Consider the following 13,004-nt stretch of genomic DNA (forward strand, 5'->3'; position numbering starts at 1 on the left):
TTTTCCTCTATTAATTCCCCTTTTTTCTGCGTATGAGCGCTTTTCAGCGCTCATTGTCCGCAATACAGACGCACCTCTCCTGCATTCAGCAATCGTTTTCGCATCATCCACAGGTTCGACAGCGCAAACAGCGTGGTCTGCTGTGCGGTGTTTTTAACAAGGCCCCGGAAGCGCACTTTCGTATAACCAAACTGACGCTTGATCACTCGAAACGGATGCTCAACCTTGGCACGCAGCTGAGCTTTCGCGTATTCGATTTTGCGACGCATGCGCCCGATCAGGCTCTTCTTTGCATGCTTTTTATAGCTGCTGGGCCGCGCCGCAATCGACCAGATCATTTGGCGATCTTGATGCTCGGGACGCTTTTCGACGCCGGTGTAACCGGCATCGCCAGAGACGTAAGTTTCTTCTCCGTGCAGTAACTGATCGACCTGGGTTACGTCCGCCACATTCGCCGCAGTGCCCACTACGCTATGCACCAAACCGGATTCGGCATCGACACCGATGTGCGATTTCATCCCGAAGAAATATTGATTTCCTTTCTTCGTCTGGTGCATCTCAGGGTCACGTTTTCCGTCCTTGTTCTTGGTCGAACTCGGCGCATGAATGATCGTCGCATCGACCACGGTGCCTTGGCGCAGCAACAAACCACGGTCGCCCAAATAGCCATTGATCACCTGCAAAATCCCGCCGGCCAACTCATGTTTTTCCAGCAGTCGGCGGAAATTGAGGATCGTGGTTTCGTCCGGAATCCGATCCAGATGCAGCCCGGCAAACTGGCGCAAAATTGTGGTTTCGTAGAGCGATTCTTCCATGGCCGGGTCGCTATAACCGAACCAGTTTTGCATCAAATGAACCCGCAACATCGCCATCAACGGATAGGCCGGACGACCACCTTCGCCCTTCGGATAGTGCGGTTCGATCAGTTTGATCAAGCCATTCCAGGGCACGACCTGATCCATCTCGTTCAGGAAGCGCTCACGGCGGGTTTGTTTGCGTTTGCCAGCATATTCGGCGTCAGCGAAGGAGATTTGCTTCATCGGGGCTCAACCGTCCGGTGTTTGGGACTGGCGTATTTCACCAGATTTGGAAGTCTTTTTCAGAGTTTCCCTAGCAGAGCTGATTTTCCGAAGATAGAGCGGAGATTGTGAAAATATCGTCTTTTAAAAATGACGGTTTCATAGCTGTTAAGTGATGGGGTGGGAGACGGATTGGTGAACGTCCAAAGCATTCCTGTGGTGTTGGCGCGCGAAGGTAGCCGAATGATTTATCGCCGATGGGCACGATGAAAAACAAACGGAGAGAATTACCTCGGAGCTGGTGCCAAACATCACGCTAAGTGATGCCAAATCCAGCGCCAACTTACGCTAAAACTTAGGCCAAAAACACAAAACCCCTGACATTCGCTAGGAATATCAAGGGTTTGGGTTGTTTCTAATATGGCGGTGAGGGAGGGATTCGAACCCTCGATACAATTTCTTGTATACACACTTTCCAGGCGTGCTCCTTAAGCCTCTCGGACACCTCACCGAATCTCGTCACACCGTTGGTCTGTCGAGGCGCGCTAATGTAGTCGAAGGCTTTGCCGAACGCAAAGGTTTTTTTCAGAATTTTCATGTGCTTAAGCAAATGCCAGGCGTTGGCCGCGCGTCCGTGTGGTGCGCGGCCAACGCCTGAAGCTGCGGGCGGCGCGGATCAGGCGCCGAAGCCGCCGTCGATGGTCAGGCTGGCGCCGGTGATGTAGCCGGCTTCCGGGCCTGCCAGGTAAGCGACGAAGCTGGCAATTTCTTCGACGTGTCCGTAGCGTCCAACGGCCATCATCGGGATCAGCGATTCAGCGAAGTCGCCGCTGGCCGGGTTCATGTCGGTGTCGACCGGGCCGGGTTGCACGTTGTTGATGGTGATGCCCCGTGGGCCGAGGTCGCGGGCCAGGCCTTTGGTCAGGCCGACCAGTGCCGATTTGCTCATGGCATACACGCCGCCGCCGGCGAAGGGCATGCGGTCGGCGTTGGTGCTGCCGATGTTGATGACACGACCGCCGTCGCCCATGTGCCGCGCGGCTTCCTGGGTGGCGATGAATACGCTGCGTACGTTGATGCTCAGGGTCCGGTCGAAGTCTTCCAGGCTGAACTCTTCCAGCGGGCCGATGGCCAGCACGCCTGCGTTGTTGACGAGGATGTCCAGGCGGCCAAAGGTTTTCACTGTGTTGTCGACAGCCGCACGGATGGCGTCGGCGTCGGCGCTGTCTGCGTGAATTGCCAAGGCCTTGCCGCCGTTGATGGTGATGCTGTCTTGCAGTTCGCGGGCCTTGGCTTCGGAGCTGACAAAAGTGAAGGCAACCGCCGCGCCTTGTTCGGCCAGGCGTTTGACGATGGCTGCGCCGATACCGCGTGAGCCGCCTTGAACGAGTGCTACTTTACCGCTGAGGACTGTTTGCTGAGTCATGTCGTTCTCCAGATCGTTGGGGAGTTGAGTTGATGGGGGCCAGTATCCGGCGTCGATTGCATCCTGAGTAGCGGGTAATTGCGATAGTCTGTGTAAACCAAAAGTTTAGAATCGCCTGTCATGGAAAATTTCAGCAGTATCGAATGCTTTGTGCGCAGCGCCGAAGTCGGCAGCTTTGCCGAGGCTGCGCGACGCCTGAGCCTGACGCCCGCAGCCGTGGGCAAAAGCGTCGCCAAGCTGGAAGCGCGCCTGGGCGTGCGGTTGTTCCAGCGTAGTACGCGCAGCCTGACGTTGACCGAAGCCGGCCAGCGATTTCTCGGCGAGGTCAGTGCCAGCCTCAATACCATCCAGAACGCCGTCGCCAACCTGGCCAGCGCCGAAGGGCAACCGACCGGTACGCTCAAGGTCAGCATGGGCACGGTGTTTGGGCGCCTGTATATCCTGCCGTTATTGGGTGAATTCTTGCGGCGTTATCCGGCCATAACGCCGGATTGGCATTTCGATAACCGGCAGGTGGACCTGATCGGGCAGGGCTTCGATGCAGCCATTGGTGGCGGTTTTGATCTGCCCCAAGGGGTCGTCGCCCGCAAGCTGACCCCAGCCCATCGCGTCCTGGTGGCGTCGCCGGATTATCTTGTTGAGCACCCGGACATCAAGCATCCGGAAGATCTGCAAGGCCAAGCGGGGATTTTGATTCGCTCGCCACAGACCGGCCGAATCCGCAGTTGGCCGCTGACCCATCGCAATCAGGAACACAGCCCGCTGAGCCTCAAGGCACGCATGACCATGAGTGACTCGGAAGCCGCCTGTGCGGCGGCTGAGCAAGGCTTGGGTATCGCGCTGGTCAGCATGCCGTTCGCTGTGCCTTATCTGCGCAGTGGCGCATTGCAGCGCGTGTTGCCTGACTGGTATGTGGATGACGGCAATATTTCGTTGTACTACAGCGAGCACAAATTGCTGCCGGGCAAGACCCGGGCCTTTGTCGACTTTGTCATCGAACAGTTTGCCCGGCAGAATCTGGCCCAAGTGTTCAGCGCGATTTAACCCCTATCAAACGGAGCCAGGTCTTTTATGGACATTCTCGCCAATGCCACATTGGTCATTATCGACATGCAACAAGGCATTCGGCATCCGAAACTCGGCCGTCGCAACAATCCCGAGGCCGATGCCAACATGCTCAGGCTGTTGCAGGCATGGCGCAGCAGCCAGCGGCCGGTGATTCACGTGCGGCATTTTTCCCGTACGCCAACTTCGGTGTTCTGGCCGGAGCAATCCGGTGTGAAATATCAGCCGAAATTTTTGCCGGTCAATGGTGAAGCGGAAATCCAGAAACAGGTGCCCGACGCCTTTTGCGGGACGTTGCTGGAAGAGTGGCTGCGAACCGATTCAATCAGTCAGTTGGTGATCGTTGGGGTCGCCACCAACAACTCGGTGGAGTCCACCGCACGCAGCGGTGGCAACCTCGGTTTCGAGGTGATCGTGGCCCATGACGCCTGCTTTACCTTCGATCAGGCGGATTTTTTCGGCACGCCTCACAGCGCGGAAGAGGTCCACGCCATGTCCTTGGGCAATCTGCACGGCGAATACGCCACGGTGCTGGCCACAGACGAAATCCTCAAGGGTTTTGCAGAAACACCACATAACCTCTGAACCACGGGCTGTCCTGCAGATATTGCGGTGCGTGCCATTCGCCGTCCTGGATCAGGCCGATCTTGAACGGCAGCCCGAGACGATTCATGCGTGGCAGATAAGCGGCGTAATCGGGAATGCTCTGGCGGCCTTGATAGGTTTGCACCACCACTTCGTCGATCACCCCTTTGAGCTGCCCGATGACCTCGGCGTCGGCGTTGCTGCTCCAGTCCAGCAGGCCGGTGATGCTCAGGCGGTAGTCCTGGGGCAGGCGTTGGCGCAGGTCGCGCAGGAAATCGACGTACTCGTTGAGATAGCGGGTGCGTGCGTCGAAGTCGATCTGGATGCCCACCACATTGTTGCCGGCATGACGCCAGCGGTTGACCTGACCCAACAGCTGCCGGTAGATCGGCTCGGGCCAGCGCAGCGTGTGGGCGCGATAGACCACCCAGACCTCAGCCTGAGGCAGCTTCGCAATCGGCATGCCCTGGGCGACGAAGTTGACCCGTCGATGCTGCTCGCTTCGGGCGCTGCTGATCTGGCCTTGCAGCACGTACAACGTCCTGGCCTTGTTCAGTACTGGCTGGGAAGACACGCCGCCCCACAGCCAGAACGCCTCATAGTCGTCGGCGTCTACCGCAGCATTGGCCGCAGTTATCTGCAGCAAGCAGATCATTGCCAGCCAGAATCGCATGGCGCTTTACCAGTAATACTGCAGGGATTTACCCCAGCGGGTATCGGCGAAACCGCTTTTGAGCTGTTTGAACCAGGCCTTGCGTGCGGCCGGGGTCACTTCCTTGCCGCCGCAACCGTTGTTGCCGGAAGGCGCATAGCAGTTGATGGCGCGAAACAGCGCATAGGCCTTGTCTTCATGGCCCGCTTTCGGATTGGCGATGACGGACTGATAGCCGGTCTGGCGGGCGAACACTTCGCCGGCAAAACCCGGCGCTGTTCCGCCGAGCAAGTCGGCATGCCGCGCTTGATCCAGCGGCATGTTGTCGAGGTTGTTGCGCAGGATGAACTCGCCCATGCAGTTCAGGCCTTGCGGGTTTTTGCCATCGCCGTGCAGGGCGGCTGCGGTCTCGGCAATGCTCGGGCACAGATAGCCGGATTCGGCCTTGTCGCCTGTCCAGCGAAACAATGCCAGCGACTGGCCCTGGTCATAGGTGTAGCTGAGGCTGTAACTCAGTTTGTCTGGTGAAGGCGCTTGCGGCAGTTGCTTGAGGTCGTCGGCAAACATCGCAAACTGACTGCGCAGCAGGTCCTTGTAGAGCAACACGAACAGCGCGGTATTGCGCTCTGTGTCGTTCTGGCCCTGGGTGATCTGCTGGCGCAGCAGATTGGCGTCGGCGGTGTGGCTGAGCAGGATGTAACGGACTTTCTCCGACTTGATCGGCGAGTCCGCAGCGAAGACTTTGGCCAACTGCTGGTCGCGCTCGTAGCTCATCGCCAGTGCCAGTTCGAGCTGCTCGCGTTGCAGCGGCAGTTTTGCCAGCGGGATCAATTGCAACCACAGGGTTTGCGCTTCTTTCCATTCCTGATCCGCTTGCAAGGCCAGGCCGCGCAGCATCTGTTGGCTGAACGCGAGGTAGTTCAATTCGTCCGGTATGGCGCTCGGCAGCAGTTGCAGCGCGCTAACCGCATTGTTCTCAACGTACAGCGCGAAGGCGGCCTGCAAATAGGTAAACAGTTCGGGCTGCTGGGCGAAGGTGTCTTTTTGCGCGAGCAGGGTGGCTTTGGTCAGTTTGTTTCTCGACTGGCCGCGCATCCACATCAGATCGTTGACCGCCGCGAACAAGGGCGTCGTCAGCGCCTTGGTATTGACTGTCACCATTTTCAGATCCGCTTCGCGAATCAGCGGCTCGTAGTCGGCCGCTTCAAGTTTGAAATCCTCGCTGTCGGTGAAGAACAGCGCGTTGTAGTCGGCCGCGAGCCTGGCGTTGTCGTTCATCAGCCAGTGGACGCGGCGCAACAAGCCGGTCGCACTCGTCGAGTAGCGGCCAAACGGGTTGGCATCGATGTAGTTGAGGAAGGCGCTCTCGGCACGTTGTGCGGCTGTCTGATCGACACGCTCGACCTTCAATTCCCCATACTCGAACGCCTTGTCCTGAGCCAGGCTCAACTCGCTGCGGCCGATCATGTACAGCGCGGTGTCTTTGAGCCATTCCTGCGGGTTGTCGGCGAGCAGGGTGAAGCCCTTGGTCGCCTCGATGAAGCGTCCGCTGTAGAAATCCGCCGCCGCGTTGAGGTAGCCGAGAAAAGCCTTGCCCATGGGCGACTTGATATCTCCCGGCAGCAGGCTGCTCAGTTGCTCCGATTCCCAGGCGCAGGCCGACAGCATCTGTACGCGGCTGCTGGCCAGGGATGCGCGTTCGGCCGGGTTGAGTTCAGGGGTGCTGACCACCTGACGAATGAAATCGCTGGCGCTGTCTTCGTTGTTGCTGCGGCAACGGCTGCCTTCGCCATCGACCAGCGAATCACCGGCCACTTCCGAGGCTTCGCGCTTGACGCCTAATGTGTCGAGCATTGCCTGCAAGCCGGCCACGCTGCTGTCTGTATTTTCCGCAGCTCCCTCCGGCGGCTCTTCGTCGGTGCCGCCTGCGACTGGCGCCAGACGATAAAGGGCGAACGGCACTTCACCGTAGCCTTCGGCCAGATCCGCTTTGTTCAGTGCCGCCGGCGTCAGCTCCAGGCGACCGGCATTGGCCAGCAACAGCCGCAGGTTGACCGAGCTGTCGTTACCGGGGCTGAGAAAGGGCAGGTTATTGCAGACATCCAGATCGTTATTGAAAATAGACCAGCTCGGGTAGCACGAATCGTCGCCGCTGGCCTGAGCCTGGACACACACGGTGGCACCCACGACAAATGTCAGGGAAGTCAGCAAGCGGTTATGCATGGAAAATCCTTAATCCAGAGACCCGGAGGCGAGCGCCGGGATCATACCTCGCCGCCTCCGATACGACGCTGGGGGCGTAACAAAATATTTTATCCAGTGCTGCCCGGGCTTGCGTCGTGCGGACCGCAATGGGGTTGGATTTATCCAGATTCTGTTGGAGCGAGGCTTGCCCGCGAAGAGGCCGGTACATCCGCCGAAGCTTCAAACCAGAAACGACGCCTTCGCGGGCAAGCCTCCAACGACGATCACCCGGCCTTCATCCCAAAGATAGAATTCCCCACATTTATCCTGGGCTGAACCTCAGACCATCCGTTTAACCGTATTGTCCTTGCGCACAAAGTGATGCCAGATAGCCGCGATCACATGCAGGCCGATCACGTAATAGAAGATCGTCCCCAGCAGTTTGTGGATGTCTTCCAGAGATTCGGCGAGGTCTTCGGATACCGGGAAGGGCGACGGGATCAGCAGCTGAGTCAGGGGAATCGGCAGCGAACCCTTTTCGATCAATACAGTGAGCAGCCCGAGCACTGGCTGGACGAACAGAAACGCATACAACAGGTAATGGGAAAGCGTGGCGGCGGTGCGCAGGAAGCCCTCCAGGGGCGGCATGATGCCTGGCGGTGTATGCCGGCGACGCTCGGCGATACGGAAAAACGCCATGACCAGCACCACAATGCCCACCCAGAAGTGGGTCTGCACCACGAAGGTCCGTAACTGCGAGCCGCGTTCGAACTGCGTGCGGCTCAGGATCAGCGCATAGGCCAGCACGATCAGGATTGCCATTGCCCAGTGAAACCAGCGGGCCTTGTAGGTATAGCGGTCGGAAGGTGTATTCACGGTGTTTTCCTTGATTCTTGAAGAGGCATCGGCTCTGCGGCTGTTGTTTATTCGTTCTGCCTCGCAGGATGGCGGTGGCTCAACGCAAGCATGCGGCAAACTCACATCGCGTGTCGTAACCGCTCTAGCATAGGAGACTTCCCCGGAGCGGGGCAACGCAGCCAGTCTTCTGCGCCAGATGCACGCCGGCTCCCGGCGGACGCTTATATCTGGACGTTTTAACTTGCGACCTTGGCAGACCGATTGCGGATGCTCTAGTCCACGTCAGTGAAGTTATCCGCCCGAGTGACATTAAACCTCTAGCTTTTATTCCCAATTATGCTCAGTAAACCACCGTTGCTCGTTTGACAGGTGTAAATATGGGATCCATCTTTAGGGCAATACCAAGTTAGCTTCGCGCCCAATTCTAATAATGCATTTTCTCGGTGTGCTCTGCGCACCGGCACCGAGAAGTCTAAGTTGACTGCTCATTGGAGCCGCTAATGGCTGGTTTGAGATATGTTCGCATTCTGAAAAATGCAAATCCGGATTCGGAAGTTTGGTGGGATGGTTCCCCTGCTTGCTATGGGGTGTTCAAGTCGGTAATGGTGGAACGCTATCATGAGTTGAGAGGTATTATCGATTCGCTATTGCCGGACCCGTTGTCTGGCCGTTTTTCCGGAATAACGGGTGTCACGACTAATCCTCGGCTAATCAATGCGGCCTTTTTACACGCTCATTATTGCCGGACGGAGCGAAATAATAGCTGGGATGAACGGCTGGATGTTACGCAGCGTCGCCGTAATATCTACAGTCAGCTTGTTCTGGATGCCGCCAGGCAATTAGACACAATGTGGAATGCTTCTGGTAGGCGTTTGGGCTGGTTGTCCGCTCAAGTTGATCCGTTTCTTGGCGAAGATACTTCGGCAATTGTCAAACACGGCCTGGAATTGTCCCGGTTGGCACCGAACATCATGATCAAGATTCCCGGTAGTCAGGCGGGCTATCTGGCGATTGAACAACTTGTCGCGCAGGGGTGTTCGATCAACAACACATTCTGCTTTACCGTTTCGCAATTCGCCGCCGGCCTTGAGGCTGTCGAGCGGGGGCGGGCAAAGGCGCGTCGTCTGGGCGTGAACATTGCCCACGCGCGGTATGTCATTACCTTCATGATCGGTCGTTTCGGGGCGCCCGAAGCGTTTGAGCGTCAGGCTCAGGCGCTCGGGATCGCATTGACCACTGAAGATAAACGATGGGCTGAACTGGCGGTTTACGATGCGATCCAGGCGTTGCTGGCCGCTGCGCAAAGCCCGGTTCGCCTGCTGATCGCCAGCATCAAGGTTGATGGCGAGGGACAGGACGGTGAGCATTGCTGGCACCTTGAACGCACTGGCGAACGAACCACTCTCTACACCTTGCCGGCGCCAATCATCGAGTTTTTGCTGCGCCGCGAGCGCGCAGGCCGCCCGGTATTGCCTGCCCGCAGTCTGGTAATCCCGAGTCAGGTTCTGGACAAGCTGCTGCGCATCGATTACTTCAGGGAAGCCTACCAATTGGGCGGCCTCGAACCTGAAGAGTTTGCGCTGCACCCGGCATTTGTCACGGCGCATGAGTATGCCCGTGGCGCACGTCCTGAGCTGGACGGCTTCATCGAGTCGCTGAGAATGGCTCTGCCGCAAAGGCACGTACCCGTCCTGCAGGCTTGCGCGGGTGGACGGTCATGAATCGGATGATAGCGCTATGGGCTCATCCTCGTTCGCGATCGACCGTACTGGAGCGGGTGTTCATTGAACGTCAGGATTTCGAAGTCTTCCACGAGCCGTTTGCCCATGTGGCTTTCGGGCAGGATTCGCCGATCCCGTCGGATAATCTGGACTGTGGCTTGCCAACGTCCTACGAGGGGGTCAAGGCGCTGCTGCGTGACGCGCGGCAGCGGCGCGCCGTGTTTCATAAGGACATGTGTTATCACTGCCTGCCTGAGTTGAAAGCTGATTCAAAGTTTCTTCTGGAACAGGAGAATATCTTTATTATCCGCGAACCCGCGAGTTCCATCCTTTCCCACTTCGCGATTTATCCGCAGATGCCGCTCATGTCCATTGGACACAAGGCACAGTACGAGATCTTCTGCGAGGTGACACGGCTGACGGGGCGCATTCCCTATGTCATCAACGCTGATGAACTTGCCCGTGATCCGCAAAATACCATCCGGCAATTGTGTGATTATCTGCAACTGCCGTTTTTGCCCGATGCACTCAGCTGGAACAAGGAGTGCCCGCAGCAATGGCTGCCTTGGCGCAGCTGGCATAAAGCCGCCGAAAACAGTACGCAGATTAATTCGCGGGTGTCTTCGGATTTCGACAACAGTCAACTTGCCGAAAATTCCCGCCTGATTGAGTACTACCGTTTTCACCGACCCTATTTCGAACGCATGAATCAATTCACAAACACGTCAGGGTCAACATGAAAAAGAAAGTCGTTATAACCGGCGCGGCCAATGGTATTGGCCGGGCTGCGGCGATGGCCTGCCTGGCAGAAGATTTTTATGTCATTGCCGCCGACAAGGACGTCGCAGGATTGGAGTCTTTGCTGGCCGAAGCCGGCAGTGATCGGCTCGAAGTTATCGGTGCCGATTTTGCGGACTTGTCGACATTAAAGACATTTATCCCGCAGCTTTATGCTCGTCATGAGTCGCTCTCGGGTCTGGTCAACAACGCCGGTATTTATCACGGGCAAAGTGTCTTTGATTACAGCGATGCCCAGATTGATGAGATGTACACGGTAAATCTGAAATCGTTGATTTACCTGTCCCGGGATTTTGCCCGGCGAGAAATGTCGAGCGGTGGCACTTGCAGCATTGTCAATGTCACTTCAGTCGCCGGAGAGGTGGGCAGTCTCGACGCACTGTACGGGGCAACCAAGGCGGGCGTCATTGGCCTGACCAAGGCCAACGCATGGAATTTCGCACCTTCGATCCGCGTCAACGCGGTGTCGCCTGCACTGGTGCGCAATACCTCGATCTTCAACCGCATTCCTGAGCATCGACGCAGGGAGTACGAACGCCAGGAAATCCTCAAAGAGCCGATCCAGCCTTCAGGGGTTGCCGATGTGATCGTCTTCTTGTTAGGAGAAAAAAGCCGGCATCTGACCGGCCAGGTTATTGCCGTGGATAACGGCGCTTACCCACGTTAGCCAGAAAGCTTTCGGCCTGCGGGGCTTCAATCTGTCGATAAGGAGAAATGCCATGGACAAGAAAAAAATACTAATCGTGGGTGGAGGCAATTTGTGCCTGCAGATTCTCCAGATCCTGGCACCACGCAACGGCTTTACTTTCTACGTTGCCAGTCGTGACCTGGAAAAAGCCACTCGAAGTTGTAATCTCGTACGCCTGAGCTGCCTGCAGATGAATACGCTGTGTACGATTCATCCCATGGAGATGAATCTTGGCGAGGGCAATGTCGAAGAAAACTCCGCGATCATTACCCGCATTCATCCGGACATCATTCTTAACTGTGCCTCTCTGCAATCCTGGCGAGTGATTACCCAATTGCCGCCTGCCGCTTTTCAGGCGCTGGATCAGGCGCAGTTGGGCCCATGGTTACCGATGCATCTGGCGCCAGCCTATGAGTTGATGCGAGCTGTCAAACATTCAGGAAGCAGAGCCATTGTGGTCAACTGCGCCTTTCCTGACGCCGTGAATGTGGTGCTGGACAAGGTGGGCATGGCGCCGGATACGGGCATTGGCAATGTCGCCAATCTGGTTCCTGCCATACGCATGTCCGTCGCGCGGCTGGCCACATGTTCTCCGGAAGCGGTACAGGTCAGGCTGATCGCCTCGCATTTCTTCAGCCACTACGTACCTCGCGCCGGACTGCCGGCGGACGCCAATTACTCGCTGCACTATCGCGTCAACGGCAAGGATTGCACCGGGGCATTTGACGACGCGCTGATCTTCGCTTGCGTGCGCACCCAGTTTCGCCGTCTGGGCGGCGTCGATGGGCAGTTCCTGACCGCAACCTCGGCAACCAAAGTCATCGAAAACCTGTTTGCCGACTACGAGGTGCAGACCCACGCCCCTGCGCCGGGCGGCTTGCCGGGCGGTTATCCGGTCAGCGTTGGTCTGGGCCGGGTAATGCTCAGTTTGCCCTACGGCGTGGCACGCACCGAGGCCATTGCGATCAACCAGCGCGGCCAGCAACAGGACGGCATTCACGCGATAAACGCCGATGGCTGCGTTTCCTTCGAGCCGGAGCAGATGGCGATCATGGAAGCGCTGCTGGGTTATTCCGTGTCGCGTATGCCCCTGCAAGACGTGCATCAAAGGGCCGCAGAGCTGGGGCGCAAATACCAGGCCTACGCCCACAGGATCGAACTGACAGGGAGTGCCAGACATGACCTACATCCGGCTTGAAGGCCGCAAGGGGCAAACTTCGGTCGGCAAACGACTCGGCTTTGCCGATTACGCAACTCAATACACCCGCGACTTTGTCAGCCGCTGGGATGAATTGATCGACTGGGACAAGCGTGCCGCCGGCGAAGGCAGCTTCTTTGCCGATTTGCTGGGCAAGCTGGGCGTCGAAACAGTTATCGATGTTTCCACGGGCAGTGGCTTTCATGCGGTGCAATTGCACAAGGCCGGTTTCAACGTACTGGCGTGCGACGGCAGCCCGACCATGGTGGAGCGGGCGCGCTTCAACGCTAAATCAAGAGGGCTGGATATCCCGATTCTGCAACGCGACTGGCTGGAACTCGACCCTCGCCGCCTGGGCACTTTCGATGCCGTACTGTGCCTGGGCAGCTCCCTGTGCCATGTGTTCGACAAGCACGATCGTCATTGGGTATTGCGCCGGTTCCGGCAGCTGCTCAAGCCGGGCGGGCTGCTGGTGGTGGATCAGCGCAACTTCCGCGCGATACGTGCCGGCCACTTCAAGTCCTCCGGTCGTTACTACTATTGCGGGCATAACGCCGAAGTCAGTCTGGGGCAGGTCAGCGATCAACTGTGCGAGTTCATCTATACCTTCAGCGATGGCGCTTGCTACCGGCTGCAGGTCTATCCGATTTTGCCGGAGGAACTCAAAGGCGAGATCAGTGAAGCCGGCTTCTTCAGGCCTCAGTCGTTTGGTGATTTCCGGCACATTTATGATCCGCTGGATTGTGATTTCATCATTCATACGGCGATTGCCAAATGAACCGGTCGCCTGTCAGCACTCCAGTCGAGCCC

At 57.4% G+C, this 13,004-nt stretch carries 12 protein-coding genes and 1 tRNA gene; 7 read left to right on the plus strand and 6 right to left on the minus strand.

The annotated features are described in order from the left end of the window. Positions 1–50: 50 nt before the first annotated feature. From AABC73_RS09455 to AABC73_RS09465, 3 genes are all read right to left on the minus strand, one after another. Entirely contained in the window at positions 51–1,040 is a 990-nt protein-coding gene (locus tag AABC73_RS09455; RefSeq protein ID WP_341521129.1) for an IS5 family transposase, read from the minus strand. Between the two features lie 400 nt (positions 1,041–1,440). Then, positions 1,441–1,530: transfer RNA gene (locus tag AABC73_RS09460), tRNA-Ser, on the minus strand. A gap of 165 nt (positions 1,531–1,695) precedes the next feature. Beyond that, entirely contained in the window at positions 1,696–2,445 is a 750-nt protein-coding gene (locus AABC73_RS09465; protein ID WP_341523356.1) for a 3-oxoacyl-ACP reductase family protein, read from the minus strand. A 120-nt stretch (positions 2,446–2,565) separates the two neighbouring features. On the opposite strand from AABC73_RS09465, the gene AABC73_RS09470 reads away from it, so the two are divergent. Together AABC73_RS09470 and AABC73_RS09475 are read left to right on the plus strand one after the other, a co-directional pair. Then, complete coding sequence (locus AABC73_RS09470; protein ID WP_341523357.1) at positions 2,566–3,489, plus strand: LysR family transcriptional regulator; 924 nt, start codon at positions 2,566–2,568, stop codon at positions 3,487–3,489. Positions 3,490–3,516: 27 nt separating this feature from the next. Further along, entirely contained in the window at positions 3,517–4,095 is a 579-nt protein-coding gene (locus AABC73_RS09475; protein WP_341523358.1) for a cysteine hydrolase family protein, read from the plus strand. Here the strand turns inward: AABC73_RS09475 and AABC73_RS09480 are convergent. From AABC73_RS09480 to AABC73_RS09490, 3 genes are all read right to left on the minus strand, one after another. Continuing rightward, complete coding sequence (locus tag AABC73_RS09480; RefSeq protein WP_341523359.1) at positions 4,061–4,768, minus strand: DUF3142 domain-containing protein; 708 nt, start codon at positions 4,766–4,768, stop codon at positions 4,061–4,063. The genes AABC73_RS09475 and AABC73_RS09480 overlap by 35 nt on opposite strands. 6 nt (positions 4,769–4,774) lie before the next feature. Continuing rightward, on the minus strand, positions 4,775–6,970 hold the full coding sequence (locus AABC73_RS09485) for an outer membrane assembly lipoprotein YfiO (RefSeq protein ID WP_341523360.1): 2,196 nt from the start codon (positions 6,968–6,970) through the stop codon (positions 4,775–4,777). 300 nt (positions 6,971–7,270) lie between these two features. Then, complete coding sequence (locus AABC73_RS09490; protein WP_341523361.1) at positions 7,271–7,807, minus strand: cytochrome b; 537 nt, start codon at positions 7,805–7,807, stop codon at positions 7,271–7,273. 482 nt (positions 7,808–8,289) lie between these two features. On the opposite strand from AABC73_RS09490, the gene AABC73_RS09495 reads away from it, so the two are divergent. The 5 genes from AABC73_RS09495 to AABC73_RS09515 are packed head-to-tail and all read left to right on the plus strand — an operon-like array spanning position 8,290 to position 12,972. Then, entirely contained in the window at positions 8,290–9,510 is a 1,221-nt protein-coding gene (locus AABC73_RS09495) for a transaldolase family protein (protein ID WP_341523362.1), read from the plus strand. Next, a complete protein-coding gene (locus AABC73_RS09500; protein ID WP_341523363.1) occupies positions 9,507–10,250 on the plus strand; it encodes a sulfotransferase family protein in 744 nt (247 codons plus the stop codon). The genes AABC73_RS09495 and AABC73_RS09500 overlap by 4 nt, the downstream gene beginning before the upstream one ends. Continuing rightward, on the plus strand, positions 10,247–10,975 hold the full coding sequence (locus tag AABC73_RS09505) for an SDR family oxidoreductase (protein ID WP_341523364.1): 729 nt from the start codon (positions 10,247–10,249) through the stop codon (positions 10,973–10,975). The genes AABC73_RS09500 and AABC73_RS09505 overlap by 4 nt, the downstream gene beginning before the upstream one ends. A 52-nt stretch (positions 10,976–11,027) precedes the next feature. Next, positions 11,028–12,194: a hypothetical protein gene (locus AABC73_RS09510; protein WP_341523365.1), complete on the plus strand. Its 1,167-nt coding sequence runs from the start codon at positions 11,028–11,030 to the stop codon at positions 12,192–12,194. Continuing rightward, complete coding sequence (locus AABC73_RS09515) at positions 12,175–12,972, plus strand: class I SAM-dependent methyltransferase (RefSeq protein ID WP_341523366.1); 798 nt, start codon at positions 12,175–12,177, stop codon at positions 12,970–12,972. The genes AABC73_RS09510 and AABC73_RS09515 overlap by 20 nt, the downstream gene beginning before the upstream one ends. Positions 12,973–13,004 lie beyond the last annotated feature (32 nt).

Origin of the sequence: Pseudomonas sp. G.S.17, from assembly GCF_038096165.1 — a bacterium.
GTDB lineage: Bacteria > Pseudomonadota > Gammaproteobacteria > Pseudomonadales > Pseudomonadaceae > Aquipseudomonas.

Bases quoted from the DNA above. Each gene is read 5' to 3' on its own strand.
- AABC73_RS09465 (WP_341523356.1), bottom strand. From the start codon at position 2,445: ATGACTCAGCAAACAGTCCTCAGCGGTAAAGTAGCACTCGTTCAAGGC.
- AABC73_RS09500 (WP_341523363.1), top strand. From the start codon at position 9,507: ATGAATCGGATGATAGCGCTATGGGCTCATCCTCGTTCGCGATCGACC.
- AABC73_RS09475 (WP_341523358.1), top strand. From the start codon at position 3,517: ATGGACATTCTCGCCAATGCCACATTGGTCATTATCGACATGCAACAA.
- AABC73_RS09505 (WP_341523364.1), top strand. From the start codon at position 10,247: ATGAAAAAGAAAGTCGTTATAACCGGCGCGGCCAATGGTATTGGCCGG.
- AABC73_RS09455 (WP_341521129.1), bottom strand. From the start codon at position 1,040: ATGAAGCAAATCTCCTTCGCTGACGCCGAATATGCTGGCAAACGCAAA.
- AABC73_RS09470 (WP_341523357.1), top strand. From the start codon at position 2,566: ATGGAAAATTTCAGCAGTATCGAATGCTTTGTGCGCAGCGCCGAAGTC.
- AABC73_RS09510 (WP_341523365.1), top strand. From the start codon at position 11,028: ATGGACAAGAAAAAAATACTAATCGTGGGTGGAGGCAATTTGTGCCTG.
- AABC73_RS09480 (WP_341523359.1), bottom strand. From the start codon at position 4,768: ATGCGATTCTGGCTGGCAATGATCTGCTTGCTGCAGATAACTGCGGCC.
- AABC73_RS09515 (WP_341523366.1), top strand. From the start codon at position 12,175: ATGACCTACATCCGGCTTGAAGGCCGCAAGGGGCAAACTTCGGTCGGC.
- AABC73_RS09485 (WP_341523360.1), bottom strand. From the start codon at position 6,970: ATGCATAACCGCTTGCTGACTTCCCTGACATTTGTCGTGGGTGCCACC.
- AABC73_RS09495 (WP_341523362.1), top strand. From the start codon at position 8,290: ATGGCTGGTTTGAGATATGTTCGCATTCTGAAAAATGCAAATCCGGAT.